Here is a 16,746-nt window from a genome sequence, read left to right as displayed (position 1 = left end):
GGGTCAGCCCCCGAATCGGGGTCCGCGCCGTCGGAGATACCGCTCGAACTCGGCGGCCAGGGCGTCCCCGTCGATCTTGCTGAGAATCTCGGTCGTATCCACCTCGGCGTCGCCGCGTTCTTCGAGCGACTGCACGTACTCGGCGATTTCCTCGTCGTCCGTGGTCATCTCGGTGACCGCCTGCTCCCACTCCTCGGCCTGCTCGGGCAGATCTCCGAGCGGTACCTCCACATCGAGCACGTCCTCGACGCGCTGAAGCAGCGCGACCGTCGCCTTCGGATTGGGTGGTTGCGATACGTAGTGCGGGACCGCGGCCCAGAACGCGACAGCCGGTATCCCGGCGTTCACACAGGCGTCCTGGAAGACCCCGGCGATACCGGTGGGGCCTTCGTATCGTGTCTCCTCCAGGCCGAAAAACTTGGCTGCGTCGGGGGAGTAGGCGGTCCCGCTCACGGGCACCGGCCGCGTATGCGGAGTATCGGCCAGCAGCGCACCCAGGATCACCACCGTCGATACGTTGAGGCGGTCCGCGATGGCCAGCAAGCGGTTGCAGAAGGTGCGCCAGCGCATATTCGGCTCGACGCCGTGCATCAGAACCACATCGCGCTGTGAGCCGGGGGGTGAGCAGTAGGAGATGTGCATGCCGGGCCACTCGAGCTCACGGGTGACGCCCTCGACCAGCCGCACGATGGGACGATTGACCTGGTAGTCGTAGTAGTCCTCATCGTCGATGGTCATCAACGGAGTGGCCTGCCAGGTGGTGTCCAGGTGCTCCAGCGCGGCGCTGGCCGCATCGCCGGCGTCATTCCACCCCTCAAACGCGGCAACCACCACCGGGTCGCGCAGCACGGGCAGGCCGTTCTGGGCGGTATCCGACAGGGTCACGGTGCCAGCGTAAGCCCTGCGTGACGGGGACGAGCCGCGGCGGGCGGAGAATGGATTGGATAGCCGGATCACATTGTTGATATGACCGCCCCTCATAGAAAGCCGCACGACACATTGGGCGTTGGCACGACTGTTGCGTGACGACGTAGACTCCATCTGGTCGAGAGGCGTTGCAACGGTTCCGGATCACAGCCCGTGACCGCCACGCTCGGCAGAGTTAAGGACGCCTTCCGCTACGGAAGGAGTGCCCTGTGAACGCCGCGAAGTCGGACCTCTCTGCGCCGGACAGCTTTGTGTCGAACGTCCGCCCCGACTGCACCGATGAACTGACCGCAGCGCTGCGCCGGCGGATCATGGTTATCGACGGCGCGATGGGCACCGCGATCCAGCGCGACCGCCCGGACGAAGAGGGTTACCGCGGTGAGCGGTTCATGGAATGGCCGACCGCGCTGCAGGGCAACAACGACCTGCTCAACCTGACGCAGCCGCACATCATCGAGGGAATCCACCGCGAGTACCTGGAGGCGGGCGCCGACATCCTTGAGACGAACACGTTCAACGCGAACGCGGTCTCGCTCTCGGACTACGACATGGCCGACCTCAGCTACGAGCTGAACTACGCCGGAGCTGCCCTGGCGCGCGCTGCCTGCGATGAGTTCAGGACCCCGGACAAGCCCCGATACGTCGCCGGAGCCCTCGGACCGACGACGCGGACCGCGTCGATCTCGCCGGACGTCAACGACCCCGGCGCCCGCAACGTCTCCTACGACCAGCTTGTCGCCGCCTACCTCGAAGCCCTCAACGGACTTGTCGACGGTGGCTCCGACCTGATCATCATCGAGACGATCTTCGATTCGCTGAACGCCAAGGCGGCGGTGTTCGCCGTCGAGACGCTGTTCGAGGAACGCGAACGTCGCTGGCCGGTGATCATCTCGGGCACCATCACCGATGCCTCCGGCCGGACGCTGTCCGGTCAGGTCACCGAGGCGTTCTGGAACGCGATCAGGCATGCGAAGCCGATCGCGGTCGGCCTCAACTGCGCGCTGGGTGCGCCGGAGATGAGGCCCTATATCGCCGAGGTGGCGCGCATCGCGGACACCTTCGTGTCCTGCTACCCGAACGCCGGCCTGCCCAACGCCTTCGGCGAGTACGACGAGTCTCCGGAGGCCCAGGCCGGCTACATCGCCGAATTCGCCGAGGCCGGACTGGTCAACTTGGTCGGTGGCTGCTGCGGCACGGCGCCGCCGCACATCGCCGAGATCGCCAAGGTCGTCGAGGGTAAAGCGCCGCGCGAGCTGCCGGAGATCGAGTTGGCCACCCGGCTCTCGGGCCTGGAACCGCTCAACATCACTGACGACTCGCTGTTCGTGAACATCGGTGAGCGCACCAACATCACCGGCTCCGCCCGGTTCCGCAACCTGATCAAGGCCGAGGACTACGACACCGCGCTGTCGGTCGCGCTGCAGCAGGTCGAGGTCGGTGCGCAGGTCATCGACATCAACATGGACGAAGGCATGATCGACGGCGTCGCCGCGATGGACCGGTTCACCAAGCTGATCGCTGCCGAGCCGGATATCAGCCGCGTCCCGGTGATGATCGACTCCTCGAAATGGGAGGTCATCGAGGCCGGCCTGAAGAACGTGCAGGGCAAGCCGATCGTCAACTCGATCTCCATGAAGGAGGGCGAGGAGAAGTTCATCCGCGAGGCACGGCTGTGCCGCAAGTACGGTGCCGCCGTCGTCGTGATGGCCTTCGACGAGCAGGGGCAGGCCGATAACCTGGAGCGCCGCAAGGAGATCTGCGGGCGCGCCTACCGGATCCTGACCGAAGAGGTCGGATTCCCAGCCGAGGACATCATCTTCGACCCGAACTGCTTTGCGCTGGCGACCGGTATCGAGGAGCACGCGACGTACGGGATCGACTTCATCGAGGCCTGCGCCTGGATCAAGGAGAACCTGCCCGGGGTGCACATCTCCGGCGGTATCTCGAACGTGTCGTTCTCGTTCCGGGGCAACAACCCCGTCCGCGAGGCGATCCACGCGGTGTTCCTGTTCCACGCCATCAAGGCCGGTTTGGACATGGGCATCGTCAACGCGGGTGCGCTGGTGCCCTACGACTCGATCGACCCCGAGCTGCGGGACCGGATCGAGGACGTCGTCCTGAACCGTCGCGAGGACGCGGCCGAGCGGCTCCTGGAGATCGCTGAACGGTTCAACAGCTCAGAGAAGGCCGAGGACCCGGTGGCCGCCGAGTGGCGCAGCCTCCCGGTCCGCGAGCGCATCACACACGCCCTGGTCAAGGGCATCGACGCCGACGTCGAGTCCGACACAGAGGAATTGCGGGCCGAGATCGCCGGCGCAGGCGGTCGCCCGATCGAGGTGATCGAGGGCCCGCTGATGGACGGTATGAACGTCGTCGGTGACCTTTTCGGCGCAGGCAAGATGTTCCTGCCCCAGGTCGTGAAGTCCGCCCGGGTGATGAAGAAGGCTGTTGCCTACCTGCTGCCGTTCATCGAGGAGGAGAAGGAACGCTCCGGCGACACTTCAACCGAGGACACCAACGGCACGATCATCATGGCGACCGTCAAGGGCGACGTCCACGACATCGGCAAGAACATCGTCGGGGTCGTCCTGCAGTGCAACAACTACAAGGTGATCGACCTCGGTGTGATGGTGCCTGCCCAGAAGATCCTGGACGCGGCGTTGGAGCACAAGGCCGACATCATCGGGCTGTCCGGCCTGATCACCCCGTCCCTTGACGAGATGGTCAACTTCGCCGTCGAGATGGAGCGTCAGGATCTGCAGATCCCGCTGCTGATCGGTGGCGCGACCACCTCGCGCGCTCACACGGCGGTGAAGGTGTCACCGCGTCGTAGCGGTCCGGTGGTCTGGGTCAAGGACGCCTCCCGCTCGGTGCCGGTCGCCGCCGCGCTGCTCGACGACAAGCAGCGTCCGGCCCTGCTGGAGGCCACCGAGACCGACTACGCAGCCCTGCGCGAACGGCACGCCCAGAAGAGCGAGCGGCCGATGCTGACGCTGGAGAAGGCCCGCGCGAATCGGACGCCGATCGAGTGGGACGGCTACACGCCGCCGGTGCCCGCGCAAGGTACGGGAGTACGAGAATTTCTTGACTACGACATCGCCGAGCTGCGCGAGTACATCGACTGGCAGCCGTTCTTCAACGCCTGGGAGATGAAGGGCAGGTTCCCCGACATCCTCAACAACCCGGTGTCGGGCGAGACTGCCCGCAAGCTGTACGACGATGCCCAGGAGATGCTCGACACCCTGATCAAGGAGAAGTGGCTGACGGCCAACGGGGTGATCGGTTTCTTCCCGGCGAACGCGGTCGGCGACGATATCGAGGTCTACACCGATGAGACCCGGACCGAGGTGAGGACGAAGCTGTTCAACCTGCGCCAGCAGGGCGAGCATCGGGACGGTATCCCGAACCGGTCACTGGGCGACTTCATCGCGCCCAAGAACACCGGCCTGGCCGATCATGTCGGCGCCTTCGCCGTCACCACCGGGCTCGGCAGCGGTGACAAGATCACCGAGTTCAAGGCGGACCACGACGACTACAACGCGATCCTGCTGGAATCGCTCGCCGACCGGCTGGCAGAGGCGTTCGCCGAGCGGATGCACCAGCGAGTCCGCAAGGAGTTCTGGGGATTCCAGCCCGAAGAGCAACTGGACAACGAGGCGCTCATCGGTGAGAAGTACGTGGGAATCCGCCCTGCTCCCGGCTACCCGGCCTGCCCTGAGCACACCGAGAAGGCAACGCTCTGGGAGTTGATGGACGTCAAGGAGCGGGCCGGTATCGAGCTGACCGAGTCGATGGCGATGTGGCCCGGTGCCGCCGTCAGCGGCTGGTACTTCTCGCACCCGCAGTCGCAGTACTTCGTGGTCGGCCGGGTGGCCCAAGACCAGGTCGCCGACTACGCGAAGCGCAAGGGCTGGACCCTGAAGGAAGCCGAGCGCTGGCTCGGCCCCAATCTCGGCTACAACCCGGAGGACTGAGCACCAGCGTCATAGGCAGCAGGCGACCTCTGACAGAATTGGTCGCATGCGTGCGGTGCTGTGGGACATGGACGGCACGCTCATCGACTCGGAGAAGCTCTGGGATATCTCGATGGCCGAAACGTGCCGCAGGCTTGGCGGCGAGATGACCCCCGAGCTGCGCACCGCGCTACTCGGGGGATCAGCCGAGGCCACTATGCAGATGATGTTCGCAGCGTTCGGGCTGGAGCCTGACCCCGAGCTGATGGCCCGTGAGAACGACTGGCTGCATGAGTACACCGCCGAGCTATTCGAAACCGGGCTCACCTGGTGTGACGGTGCCCAGGAGATGCTGACGGCTCTCGCCGCCGAGCAGGTGCCCATGGCCCTGGTGACCAACACCATCCGGTCACTTACCAACCATGCGCTGAAGACCATTGGCACACAGTGGTTTTCTGGAACCGTATGCGGTGACGAGGTGGCGCGCACCAAACCGGCCCCGGACCCGTACTTGCGGGCAGCAGCCCTGCTGGGCGTAGACCCGGCCGACTGCCTGGCCGTCGAGGACTCGGTGACCGGTGCCGCGGCCGCTGAGGCCGCGGGCTGCGCGGTGCTGGTGGTGCCGAACCATGTACAGGTGCCCGGCACCGATCGACGCAGGCTTGTCACCACGTTGTCGGGGCTGTCTCCGGACGACTTGCGACTTGCGCACGCCGACGTGCTGACGGCGACTACCTGCAAACCCATATGACTCGCCAGGCCGGCTCGTGACAGAATCGCCACCCGTGAAGACCTTCGACGAGCTGTTCGCCGAGCTCAGTGACCGCGCCAAAACCCGGCCCGAGGGGAGTGGGACCGTCGCCGCCCTCGACGCGGGGGTGCACACCCTGGGCAAGAAGCTGCTCGAAGAGGCCGGCGAGGTGTGGCTGGCCGCCGAGCACGAGAGCGATGAGTCGCTCGCCGAGGAGGTCAGCCAGCTGCTCTATTGGGCGCAGGTTCTTCTGATTGCCCGCGGTCTCACTCTCGACGACGTCTACCGGAAGCTCTGACATGACGAGTTCAAATGGAGCGCTGCGCGTCGCGGTCCCCAACAAGGGGGCGCTCAGCGAGGCTGCATCCGAGATTCTGTCCGAGGCCGGATACCGGCGGCGTGGGGACGCGAAGGACCTGACTGTGCTCGACCCCGGGAACGATGTCGAGTTCTTCTTCTTGAGGCCCAAGGACATCGCGATCTATGTCGGTTCGGGCGAGCTGGATCTTGGTATCACCGGCCGCGACCTGATGATGGACTCCGATGCACCGGTGGCCGAACGACTCGCGCTGGGATTCGGTGGATCGACGTTCCGCTACGCCGCGCCCGCCGGGCGAGACTGGACGATTTACGACATCGCGGGGAAGCGAATCGCCACTGCCTACCCCAACTTGGTCCGAAAGGATCTGGACACCAAGGGAATCGAGGCCGATGTCATTCGGCTGGACGGTGCTGTCGAGATATCCATTCAGCTTGGCGTGGCCGATGTGATCGCCGATATCGTCGGCACCGGCCGCACCCTGCGCCAGCACGGACTGGTGGCCTTCGGTGAGTCGCTGTGCGATTCGGAGGCCGTGCTGATCGAGCGGGAGAACGCCGACCCGGCAACGGAAACGGCTCGCGCACAGCTGACGGCGCGTATCCAGGGTGTGGTGTTCGGCCAGCTGTATTTGATGCTCGACTATGACTGCCCGCGTGCGGTTCTGGACGAGGCACTCAAGGTGACGCCCGGCCTGGAATCTCCGACGCTGGCCCCGCTGGCCGATGAGAAGTGGGTGGCGGTGCGTGCCCTGGCCCCGCGCAAGGGTGTCAACACCACCATGGATGCGCTGGCCGCGATCGGCGCGAAGGCCATCCTGGCCTCCGAAGTCAGGTTCTTCCGGGCCTAACCCATCCTGCGAACAGTCCCCCGCAAACGGGAGGTGCCCCCAGCTTAGTGCGCATGTATCTCGACATTTCTGTGCACTTTGCGTCTGCTCGCCGGGGGAACGGCCTAGCATGGCCGTATGGCGCTGCACGTCCTCGTCTATAGCGATGACATCACGGTCCGGCGCAAGGTAATTGAAGGAATTGGCACACGACCGGATTCCGCACTGCCGCCGCTGGAGTTTGTCGAGGTGGCCACCGGGCCCATGGTCATCGAACGCCTCGCCGCGGGCGGTATCGACCTCGCGATCCTCGACGGTGAAGCGACGCCGTTCGGCGGGATGGGCGTGGCCAAGCAGGTCAAGGACGAGGTCGATGCGCCGCCGCCGATCATTGTGCTGACGGGGCGTCCAGAGGACCGCTGGCTGGCGAACTGGTCACGTGCCGAGGCTGTTGTACCGAGGCCTATCGACCCGATGCGGTTGACCGCGACGGTAATCGAGCTGCTCGGTTCGACGGCCGCCACGCACTGCTGACTTCATTCGTCCAAGGCCCGCCGGCACCGATACTTAATTACGCAAAACACTGTCAAACGGTGGCACGGATCACGCGCCAACCGATAGTGTGTTTGTTAGGTCACATCTGTACTGGTCGGCAGCCCTCGACCACACACGGAATGACACGGCAATGTTGCCGATCCAGCACAGGGACCCGATGGATCTATTCGGGAGGCTGGTCTGCCATGGATGCGTATGTACCGATTCTGGTACTCGGCGCCATTGCGATGGCCTTTGCCGTTTTCTCCATTGGGATTTCGTCATTCGTGGGTCCGCGCCGCTACAACCGCGCCAAGCTCGAGGCGTACGAGTGCGGTATCGAGCCCACCCAGCATTCGATGGGCCGTGATCATCACGGTGCCGCCGTGGGCGGACACCGGGTGCCCGTGAAGTACTACCTCACCGCGATGTTGTTCATCATCTTCGATATCGAGATCGTCTTCTTGTATCCGTGGGCCGTTCATTTCGAGGCCCTCGGAGTGTTCGGACTGCTCGCAATGGCCCTGTTCATCGTCAACGTGTCGGTGGCATACGCGTATGAATGGAGGCGCGGTGGCCTGAGCTGGGATTAGCTCCGCTCGATTGCCGGAACAGCTGGAAGTCCTTGCAACATCACGAATAAGCACACCTGTTGGGAGAACCATGGGTCTTGAGGAAAAACTGCCTAGCGGATTTCTGCTGAGCACTGTCGAGACACTGGCTGGGTATGTGCGAAAAGGTTCGTTGTGGCCTGCCACCTTTGGACTGGCCTGCTGTGCCATCGAGATGATGTCGACGGCGGGCCCGCGATTCGATATTGCCCGCTTCGGCATGGAGCGGTTCTCGGCGACACCGCGGCAGGCCGACCTCATGATCGTGGCGGGCCGGGTCAGTCAGAAGATGGCGCCGGTGCTACGGCAGATCTATGACCAGATGGCCGAACCGAAGTGGGTGCTCGCCATGGGGGTCTGTGCGTCCTCGGGTGGCATGTTCAACAACTACGCCATCGTGCAGGGTGTCGATCATGTTGTCCCCGTGGATATCTATCTTCCTGGCTGCCCGCCCCGCCCGGAGATGCTGCTGCACGCGATCTTGAAGCTGCACGAGAAGATCGGCCAGATGCCGCTTGGGGTCCACCGTGAGGAAGTCATCCGCGAGACCGAAGCGGCAGCACTCGCCGCTACACCGACCATCGAGATGAAGGGTCTGCTGCGGTGACGGGTAACGAGCAGAACCCAGGGGAGGTCATCGGGGTTCGGCACGGCCTTTTCGGGGTCAGCGGTAGCGGCGACACCTCGGGATATGGCGGGCTGGTTCAGCCAATCTCCTTGCCGGTGAGCTCGAACCGTCCATACGGCGGGTACTTCGACGAGGTTGTCGACCGGCTCGAATCTGTTCTCGCGGCGCAGGAGCACGTCACCTTCGAAGACGCCGTAGAAGGTGTGGTCGTCTTCCATGATCAGCTCACGATCCATGTGCGCGCCGAACACCTGGTGCAGGTCGCGCAGTCACTGCGCGACGACCCGCAGCTGCGTTTCGAACTCAGCCTCGGTGTCAGTGGTGTGCATTATCCCGATGACACCGTGCGTGAACTGCACGCCGTCTACCCGCTCATGTCGATTACCTGGAACCGCCGGATAATGCTTGAAGTGGCTGTGCCGGATGATGATCCGCATATTCCTTCGCTGAATGCCGTGTACCCGACCACGGACTGGCACGAGCGGGAGACCTACGACTTCTTTGGCATCGTCTTCGACGATCACCCGTCGCTGACGCGGATAGCGATGCCCGATGACTGGGAGGGGCATCCACAGCGCAAGGACTATCCGCTCGGTGGCGTTCCGGTCGAGTACCACGGTGCGACCATCGCTCCACCCGATCAGCGGAGGTCCTACAACTAATGACAGCACAGCCCGAGATCCATCTCATGGCCGGTGGGCAGGACTGGGACGAGATCGTCACCGCCGCAGCCCAAGCCACTGACGAGCGGATCGTCGTCAACATGGGTCCTCAGCATCCGTCGACACACGGTGTGCTGCGTCTGATCCTGGAGATCGAGGGGGAGACGGTCACCGACGTACGCTGCGGAATCGGCTACCTGCATACCGGTATCGAAAAGAACCTGGAGTATCGCAACTGGACCCAGGGCGTCACCTTCGTGACTCGGATGGACTACCTGTCACCATTCTTCAACGAGACCGCCTACTGCCTGGGAGTCGAGAAACTGCTCGACATCACCGAAGAAATCCCCGAGCGTGCCAACGTGATTCGGGTGATGCTGATGGAACTCAACCGCATCTCCTCGCATCTGGTCGCGCTTGCCACCGGTGGCATGGAGCTCGGCGCGATGACTGCGATGTTCCTTGGTTTCCGCGAACGCGAAATGATCCTGAAGGTCTTCGAAGCGATCACCGGTCTGCGCATGAACCACGCCTATGTCAGGCCCGGTGGCCTCGCGCAGGATCTGCCCGACGGTGCGGAACAGGAGATACGGGATCTGCTCAAGATCCTGCCCGTCAGGTTGCGCGATATGGAAAATCTGTTGAACGAGAACTACATCTGGAAGGCGCGCACCCAGGGCGTCGGCTATCTGGATCTCACGGGGTGCATGGCACTGGGTATCACCGGCCCGGTGCTGCGCGCAACCGGGCTGGCGCACGATCTACGGCGCGCACAACCGTATTGCGGGTACGAGTCGTACGACTTCGATGTCGTGACCCACGAGGACTGCGACTCGTACGGCCGCTATCTGATTCGGGTCAAGGAGATGCACGAGTCCATCAAGATCGCGCAGCAGTGCTTGGATCGGTTGCGGCCCGGACCGGTAGTGGTGGACGACAAGAAGATTGCCTGGCCCGCCGACCTCTCCTCGGGCCCGGATGGGTTGGGCAACTCACCCAAGCACATCGCCAAGATCATGGGCACCTCGATGGAGGGGTTGATCCACCACTTCAAACTGGTGACGGAGGGGATCCGGGTGCCTGCGGGGCAGGTGTACATCGCCGTCGAATCGCCGCGTGGCGAGCTCGGTGTGCACATGGTCAGTGACGGTGGAACCCGGCCCTACCGTGTGCATTTCCGCGATCCTTCATTTACGAATCTGCAGTCCGTCTCGGCGATGTGCGAGGGCGGGATGGTGGCGGATCTGATCGCCGCGGTGGCGAGCATCGATCCGGTGATGGGTGGGGTGGACCGGTGAGCGACGTCTTTCTCGAGCTTGGCAGCCGTCCACCCGAGGACGGGGGAAGATTTGCGGGGCGTAAGAGCTATCCGCCGGAGGTGGTTTCGCGGCTTGCCATCGACGCCAAGGAGATCCTGGATCGGTATCCGAGCCGCAGATCGGCGTTACTCCCGCTGCTGCATCTCGCGCAGTCCGAGGACGGCTACGTGACCAAGGCGGGTATCGAATTCTGCGCCGGGCAAGTGGGTTTGACATTCGCAGAGGTGACTGCGGTGGCGAGCTTCTACTCGATGTACCGGCGCGAACCGACCGGTGATTACCTCGTCGGGGTGTGCACCAACACGCTGTGCGCGGTGCTGGGTGGCGACGTGATCTTGGCCCGGTTGGTCGATGAGCTCGGCGTGCAGCCCGGCGGCACCACCGAGGACGGCAAGGTCACGCTCGAACACGTCGAGTGTAATGCCGCCTGCGACTACGCCCCAGTCTTGATGGTCAACTGGGAGTTCTTCGATAACCAAACCCCGGATGGGGCAGCCGATCTCGTGGAAGGCCTACGGGGCGGCCGTATCCCCGAGCCCCGCAGAGGCGCGCCGCCGTGCACCTTCAAGGAGACGGGCCGGATTCTGGCCGGGTTCGCCGATGAGCGGCCCGACGCGGTGGCTGCAGCGCAGGCGGGTGGACCGACGCTGGCCGGACTCCGACTGGCCAAGGACGTGCGGGAGGAGGTGCGGTGAGTTCTTCGATCCTTGCCCCGGTCCTATCCGAGCACTGGGACGAAGCCGACTCGTGGACGCTCGACGGATACGTACGCCATGACGGATATCAGGGTCTGCGAACCGCATTGGGGATGGCGCCGGATGCGGTCATTGCCCTGGTCAAGGATGCGGGCCTACGCGGACGTGGTGGCGCCGGATTCCCGACGGGCACCAAGTGGTCCTTCATCCCGCAAGGGGATGGCAAGCCGCACTACCTGGTGGTGAACGCCGACGAGTCTGAACCCGGTACCTGCAAAGACATTCCGCTGATGCTGGCGACACCGCACACCCTGATCGAGGGAATCGTCATCGCCGCCTATGCGATCCGTGCCGCACACGCCTTCATCTACGTTCGTGGCGAGGTCATCTCGGTGATCAGGCGGTTGCAGACCGCGGTGGCGCAGGCGTACGAGGCCGGATACCTCGGCCGCAACATTCTTGACAGCGGCTTCGATCTGGAACTCGTGGTGCACGCGGGCGCCGGCGCCTATATCTGCGGTGAAGAGACCGCACTGTTGGACTCACTTGAGGGACGACGCGGACAGCCTCGGCTGCGTCCCCCGTTCCCGGCCGTCGCCGGTCTGTACGCCAGCCCGACCGTCGTCAACAATGTCGAGTCCATCGCCAGTGTCCCGGTCATCTTGCGGCGCGGGGTCGAATGGTTCCGGACGATGGGATCGGAGAAGTCGCCGGGATTCACGCTGTACTCGTTGTCCGGGCATGTGCGCACTCCCGGTCAGTACGAGGCTCCGTTGGGGGTGACGCTGCGCCAGCTCCTGGAGTTGGCCGGGGGAGTGCGGGACGGGCATGGGCTCAAGTTCTGGACTCCCGGAGGTTCGTCGACTCCGTTGTTCACCGCCGAGCATCTGGATGTCCCGCTCGACTACGAGGGGGTGAGTGCCGCCGGATCGATGCTGGGCACCAAGGCATTACAGATATTCGATGACACCACATGCGTTGTGCGTGCGGTACTGCGCTGGACCGAGTTCTACGCACACGAGTCCTGTGGCAAGTGCACACCGTGTCGTGAGGGCACCTATTGGTTGGTGCGCATCCTGGAGCGGCTCGAGTCAGGCGAGGGCATCCCCGAAGACCTGGACAAACTGCTCGATATCTCGGACATCGTGTTGGGTAAGTCCTTCTGCGCTCTCGGTGACGGCGCCGCGAGCCCGATCATGTCCTCTCTCAAGTATTTTCGCGGCGAATATGAGGCGCACCTGGAGAACGGGTGCCCCTTTGATCCGGCCGCTTGCACCGTCTTCGGGGAGGCAGAACAGTGACCGTAATAGAACCGGCCGTCACCGCCGATTTGGTCACCGTCGATATCGACGGCACCAGCATCTCGGTGCCCAAGGGCACGTTGGTGATTCGCGCCGCCGAGCTCATCGGCGTGCAGATTCCCAGGTTCTGCGATCACCCATTGCTCGAGCCGGTGGGTGCATGTCGCCAGTGCCTGGTCGAGGTGGAGGGCCAGCGTAAGCCGCTGGCCGCGTGTACCACCACCGTCACCGATCAGATGGTGATCCATACCCAGGTCACCTCCGAGTCGGCACAGAAGGCGCAGAGCGGTGTGATGGAACTGCTGCTGATCAATCATCCGCTCGACTGTCCCGTCTGCGACAAGGGCGGAGAATGTCCGTTGCAGAACCAAGCCATGTCAACCGGCCGCACCGAGAGCCGTTTCACCGAGGCCAAACGCACTTTCCCCAAGCCGATTCCGCTGTCCACCGAGGTACTGCTCGACAGGGAACGCTGTGTGCTGTGCGCCCGCTGCACCCGGTTCTCGCAGCAGGTGGCCGGTGACCCGTTCATCGAGCTGCTGGAACGCGGTGCGCTACAACAGGTGGGAATCGCGGATGACGAGCCCTTCGAGTCCTACTTTTCCGGCAACACGGTGCAGATCTGTCCGGTAGGTGCTCTCACCGGAGCCGCATACCGATTCCGCGCGCGCCCATTTGATCTGGTGTCTACCCCCAGTGTGTGCGAGCACTGCGCCAGCGGGTGCGCGCAGCGCACCGACCATCGGCGTGGAAAGGTTCTGCGGCGCCTGGCCGGTGACGATCCCGAGGTCAACGAGGAGTGGAACTGCGATAAGGGACGTTGGGCGTTTACCTACGCCACGGCGGGGGACCGCGTCACCAGCCCGATGATCCGCGACGAGTCCGGGAATCTGGTGGCGGTGTCGTGGCCGCAGGCATTGGAAACCGCCGCAAAGGGTTTGGCGGATGCCGGGGCCAATTCGGGAGTACTCACCGGTGGTCGGATCACCGTCGAGGATTCCTACGCCTACGTCAAGTTCGCCCGGACGGTGTTGGGCACCAACAACATAGACTTCCGGGCCCGCACGCACAGTGCCGAGGAGGCGGCGTTCCTCGGTTCCGCGGTCGCCGGACGCGGTATGAGGCAGACGTACGCGGCGTTGGAGTGTGCGCCGGTGGTGCTGTTGGCGGGATTCGAACCAGAGGAAGAATCTCCCATCGTCTTCCTGCGGCTGCGTAAGGGGGTGCGTAAACGAGGACTGAAAGTGCTTACCATCGCACCGTTCGCCAGCCGCGGCTCCATCAAACTCTCGGCGGATGTGATCGCCACCGTCCCCGGCGGTGAGCCGGAAACCCTGGCGGGCCTGGCTGATTCGGATCTGTTGGGTCAACCCGGGGCTGTGATCATGGTAGGGGAACGACTGGCGTCGGTACCGGGGGGCTTGTCGGCGGCGGCTCAGCTGGTCGAGAAGACAGGTGCGACGCTGGTATGGGTCCCACGGAGGGCCGGGGAGCGCGGAGCGCTGGAAACCGGAGCGCTACCGCGGCTGCTGCCGGGCGGGCACCCGGTATCCGATAGTGCGGCGCGGCGAAATATCGCCGAACACTGGAATGTCATCGCGTTGCCCGATATGCCGGGGCTGGACACCGCAGGCATGCTCAGTCCTGGAAGCCGTCTTTGCGCATTCGTGGTTGGCGGCGTCGAGCTTGCCGACCTTCCGGATCCGCTTGCGGCCACGGCTGCGCTCAAGGCGGCCTTTGTGGTGAGTCTCGAGATGCGGCACGGCGCCGTGACCGAGCTTGCCGATGTGGTGCTTCCGGTCGCGGCGGTGGCGGAGAAAGCCGGCAGTTTCGTGAACTGGGAGGGCAGGCTGAGGTCCTTCGAGACCGCGCTGGACGCCAGCGACACGTTGGATGATCTGAGGGTGCTGGCCGCGCTAGCCAAGCGGATGGATCGCCCGATAGGCCTGGCGCGTGGAGATGACGCGCTCGCCGAGCTCGCCGACATCGGTCCGTGGGAGGGGGCCCGGGAGACACTGATGAGCCACTTGGGCGAAGCGCATCAGACGGCGGGTGCGGTGCATGCGACCGGCAGACCGCGGGCCGAGGCAGGGGAGGCGGTGCTGGCGTCTTGGCGGCAGCTGCTGGATTCCGGTCGGTTGCAGGACGGTGAGCAGTATCTCGCCGGTACCGCACATCCTGCCGAGGTGCGGCTGTCGGAGACGACCGCCAACGAAATCGGGGCCGTCGATGGCGATTCGGTGACCGTGGGCAGCACATCGGAGCCGACCCGGGGCTCTATCACCCTGCCGTTACGCATAACGGAAATGCCCGACAGAGTGGTGTGGGTGCCCATGCGTTCGGCGGGTTCGGAGGTGCATCAGCAGCTGGGTCCTGTGCTCGGGCATGTGGTGCGAATCGAGGTGGCACCGTGACGGGCAAAACGGACCTATCGCAGTTCGGGATCGATCCGTTGTGGCTGGTGTTCGTGAAATGCGTTGCGGTGTTCGCATTCCTGCTTCTCACTGTGCTTGTTGCCATCCTCGTCGAGCGCAAGGTACTGGCCTGGATGCAGCGCCGCATCGGCCCCAACCGGGTGGGTCCGTTCGGGCTGTTGCAGAGCCTGGCGGACGGCGTGAAACTTGCTCTCAAGGAGGGTCTTACCCCGGCCGGGGTCGACAAGCCGATTTATCTTCTCGCGCCGGTCATCTCGGTGGTTCCGGCGATCGTCGCGTACGCGGTGATCCCCTTCGGGCCGGTCGTATCGGTCTTCGGACACCGCACGCCCCTGCAGCTCACCGACCTGCCCGTGGCAATTCTGTTCGTGTTGGCGGTCACCTCCATAGGCGTCTACGGGATTGTGCTGGGAGGTTGGGCATCAGGCTCCACCTACCCGCTGCTGGGTGGATTGAGATCCTCCGCGCAGGTGATCTCCTACGAGATCGCGATGGGCCTCACATTCGCGGCGGTGTTCCTCTTGGCGGGGACCATGTCGACGTCGGGAATCGTCGCGGCACAAGCGGGACGTTGGTACGTCTTCCTGCTGCTGCCTTCTTTCCTGGTGTACGTCACCGCGATGGTGGGTGAGACCAACAGGGCGCCGTTCGACCTACCTGAGGCCGAGGGTGAGCTGGTCGGCGGCTTCCACACCGAGTATTCCTCGCTGCGCTTCGCCATGTTCATGCTCGCCGAATACATCAACATGGCAACGGTTTCCGGGCTGGCGGCCACCATGTTCCTCGGCGGCTGGCACGCACCCTGGCCGCTGAGCCTGATCGACGGGGCGAACACCGCCTGGTGGCCCGCGCTGTGGTTCGTGGCCAAGGTCTGGGGCTTCATGTTCCTGTTCATGTGGCTGCGCGCCACGTTGCCACGGCTGCGCTACGACCAGTTCATGCGGTTGGGCTGGGAGGTCCTGATCCCGGTGGCGCTGATATGGATCGTCATCGTCGGTGTGGTGCAGGCGCTGGCGCTCTACGGATACGGAAATCCGTCGATCATCCTCGGGATCACCGGGATCGTCGTCTCGGTCGGCAGCATCGCGTTGATAGGGGTGTTTTCCCGACGCACCGAACCGCCAAAACCCGTGTTGTCGAAAAGGTTCGACCCCATGGCAGGCGGATTCCCGGTGCCGCCGCTGCCCGGGCAGCAGAGCTTGGATACCACTGAAAACACCGCTAAGGACGCCAAGGAGGACGCACATGCCTGATCTGCTGCGACATTCGGTCGACGGCCTCGCGGGGTTCTGGGTGACCTTCTCGTCGATGTTCAAGAAGCGGCTCACCGAGCAGTACCCGGAGAAGAAAGAGCCGACCGCCCCCCGCTACCACGGTCGACACCAACTCAACCGGTACTCCGATGGGCTGGAGAAGTGCATCGGTTGCGAGCTGTGTGCCTGGGCGTGCCCCGCCGACGCGATATTCGTTGAGGGCGAGGACAATTCCGAGGAGGAACGCTTCTCACCCGGCGAGCGCTACGGCCGGGTGTACCAGATCAACTATCTGCGGTGCATCGGTTGCGGCCTGTGCATCGAGGCGTGCCCAACCCGTGCGCTCACGATGACCAACGACTACGAGATGGCCGACGACAACCGCGCCGATCTCATCTACGGCAAGGACAAACTGCTGGCGCCCCTGCAGCAGGGGATGACACCGCCGCCGCACGCGATGTACCCGGGCACCACCGACACCGACTATTACCTGGGCAACCTGCCGAAGACCGATGGGGACACCAGGTGA

15 protein-coding genes are annotated in these 16,746 nt (G+C 64.1%); 14 read left to right on the top strand and 1 reads right to left on the bottom strand.

What is annotated here, in order from left to right:
- Positions 1–3: 3 nt before the first annotated feature.
- Positions 4–885 (bottom strand): PAC2 family protein, encoded by an 882-nt coding sequence (locus tag MLB1_RS18760; RefSeq protein WP_180751360.1) that lies wholly within the window; start codon positions 883–885, stop codon positions 4–6.
- 251 nt (positions 886–1,136) lie between these two features.
- Between MLB1_RS18760 and metH the strand changes: the two genes are divergently transcribed.
- From metH to nuoI, 14 genes are all read left to right on the top strand, one after another.
- On the top strand, positions 1,137–4,901 hold the full coding sequence (gene metH / locus MLB1_RS18755) for a methionine synthase (protein ID WP_180751359.1): 3,765 nt from the start codon (positions 1,137–1,139) through the stop codon (positions 4,899–4,901).
- A gap of 46 nt (positions 4,902–4,947) precedes the next feature.
- A complete protein-coding gene (locus MLB1_RS18750) occupies positions 4,948–5,631 on the top strand; it encodes an HAD family phosphatase (RefSeq protein WP_180751358.1) in 684 nt (227 codons plus the stop codon).
- 16 nt (positions 5,632–5,647) lie between these two features.
- The gene (locus MLB1_RS18745; protein WP_005061184.1) at positions 5,648–5,929 is read left to right on the top strand and encodes a phosphoribosyl-ATP diphosphatase; all 282 of its coding nucleotides are present in this window, start codon (positions 5,648–5,650) and stop codon (positions 5,927–5,929) included.
- A 1-nt stretch (position 5,930) separates the two neighbouring features.
- Entirely contained in the window at positions 5,931–6,800 is an 870-nt protein-coding gene (gene hisG, locus MLB1_RS18740) for an ATP phosphoribosyltransferase (RefSeq protein WP_180751357.1), read from the top strand.
- A 117-nt stretch (positions 6,801–6,917) separates the two neighbouring features.
- Entirely contained in the window at positions 6,918–7,313 is a 396-nt protein-coding gene (locus tag MLB1_RS18735) for a response regulator transcription factor (protein ID WP_180751356.1), read from the top strand.
- Positions 7,314–7,519: 206 nt separating this feature from the next.
- Positions 7,520–7,906 (top strand): NADH-quinone oxidoreductase subunit A, encoded by a 387-nt coding sequence (locus MLB1_RS18730; protein ID WP_180751355.1) that lies wholly within the window; start codon positions 7,520–7,522, stop codon positions 7,904–7,906.
- 70 nt (positions 7,907–7,976) lie between these two features.
- On the top strand, positions 7,977–8,531 hold the full coding sequence (locus tag MLB1_RS18725) for an NADH-quinone oxidoreductase subunit B family protein (RefSeq protein ID WP_180751354.1): 555 nt from the start codon (positions 7,977–7,979) through the stop codon (positions 8,529–8,531).
- Positions 8,528–9,214, top strand: a complete 687-nt coding sequence (locus MLB1_RS18720; protein WP_180751353.1) for an NADH-quinone oxidoreductase subunit C — start codon at positions 8,528–8,530, stop codon at positions 9,212–9,214. Before MLB1_RS18725 ends, MLB1_RS18720 begins: the two co-directional genes overlap by 4 nt.
- Positions 9,214–10,512 (top strand): NADH dehydrogenase (quinone) subunit D, encoded by a 1,299-nt coding sequence (gene nuoD / locus MLB1_RS18715; RefSeq protein WP_255486021.1) that lies wholly within the window; start codon positions 9,214–9,216, stop codon positions 10,510–10,512. The genes MLB1_RS18720 and nuoD overlap by 1 nt, the downstream gene beginning before the upstream one ends.
- Positions 10,509–11,228 carry an NADH-quinone oxidoreductase subunit NuoE gene (nuoE, locus tag MLB1_RS18710; RefSeq protein WP_180751352.1) on the top strand — a complete coding sequence of 240 codons (720 nt, stop codon included), beginning with the start codon at positions 10,509–10,511 and terminating at the stop codon, positions 11,226–11,228. Before nuoD ends, nuoE begins: the two co-directional genes overlap by 4 nt.
- Positions 11,225–12,529 carry an NADH-quinone oxidoreductase subunit NuoF gene (gene nuoF, locus MLB1_RS18705; protein ID WP_180751351.1) on the top strand — a complete coding sequence of 435 codons (1,305 nt, stop codon included), beginning with the start codon at positions 11,225–11,227 and terminating at the stop codon, positions 12,527–12,529. The genes nuoE and nuoF overlap by 4 nt, the downstream gene beginning before the upstream one ends.
- Positions 12,526–14,943 (top strand): NADH-quinone oxidoreductase subunit G, encoded by a 2,418-nt coding sequence (locus tag MLB1_RS18700; protein ID WP_180751350.1) that lies wholly within the window; start codon positions 12,526–12,528, stop codon positions 14,941–14,943. Before nuoF ends, MLB1_RS18700 begins: the two co-directional genes overlap by 4 nt.
- Complete coding sequence (gene nuoH, locus MLB1_RS18695) at positions 14,940–16,217, top strand: NADH-quinone oxidoreductase subunit NuoH (RefSeq protein ID WP_180751349.1); 1,278 nt, start codon at positions 14,940–14,942, stop codon at positions 16,215–16,217. Before MLB1_RS18700 ends, nuoH begins: the two co-directional genes overlap by 4 nt.
- The gene (gene nuoI / locus MLB1_RS18690) at positions 16,210–16,746 is read left to right on the top strand and encodes an NADH-quinone oxidoreductase subunit NuoI (RefSeq protein ID WP_180751348.1); all 537 of its coding nucleotides are present in this window, start codon (positions 16,210–16,212) and stop codon (positions 16,744–16,746) included. Before nuoH ends, nuoI begins: the two co-directional genes overlap by 8 nt.

Origin of the sequence: Mycobacteroides sp. LB1, assembly GCF_013449725.1 — a bacterium.
Classification (GTDB): domain Bacteria; phylum Actinomycetota; class Actinomycetes; order Mycobacteriales; family Mycobacteriaceae; genus Mycobacterium.
The sequence above is the reverse complement of the archived record's forward strand: the minus strand, read 5'-3'. Positions and strand labels throughout refer to the sequence as shown.

Excerpts from the sequence above, each read along its gene's own strand:
- MLB1_RS18750 (WP_180751358.1), top strand. The coding sequence starts at position 4,948 with ATGCGTGCGGTGCTGTGGGACATGGACGGCACGCTCATCGACTCGGAG.
- hisG (WP_180751357.1), top strand. The coding sequence starts at position 5,931 with ATGACGAGTTCAAATGGAGCGCTGCGCGTCGCGGTCCCCAACAAGGGG.
- MLB1_RS18735 (WP_180751356.1), top strand. The coding sequence starts at position 6,918 with ATGGCGCTGCACGTCCTCGTCTATAGCGATGACATCACGGTCCGGCGC.
- MLB1_RS18730 (WP_180751355.1), top strand. The coding sequence starts at position 7,520 with ATGGATGCGTATGTACCGATTCTGGTACTCGGCGCCATTGCGATGGCC.
- MLB1_RS18725 (WP_180751354.1), top strand. The coding sequence starts at position 7,977 with ATGGGTCTTGAGGAAAAACTGCCTAGCGGATTTCTGCTGAGCACTGTC.
- nuoD (WP_255486021.1), top strand. The coding sequence starts at position 9,214 with ATGACAGCACAGCCCGAGATCCATCTCATGGCCGGTGGGCAGGACTGG.
- nuoI (WP_180751348.1), top strand. The coding sequence starts at position 16,210 with ATGCCTGATCTGCTGCGACATTCGGTCGACGGCCTCGCGGGGTTCTGG.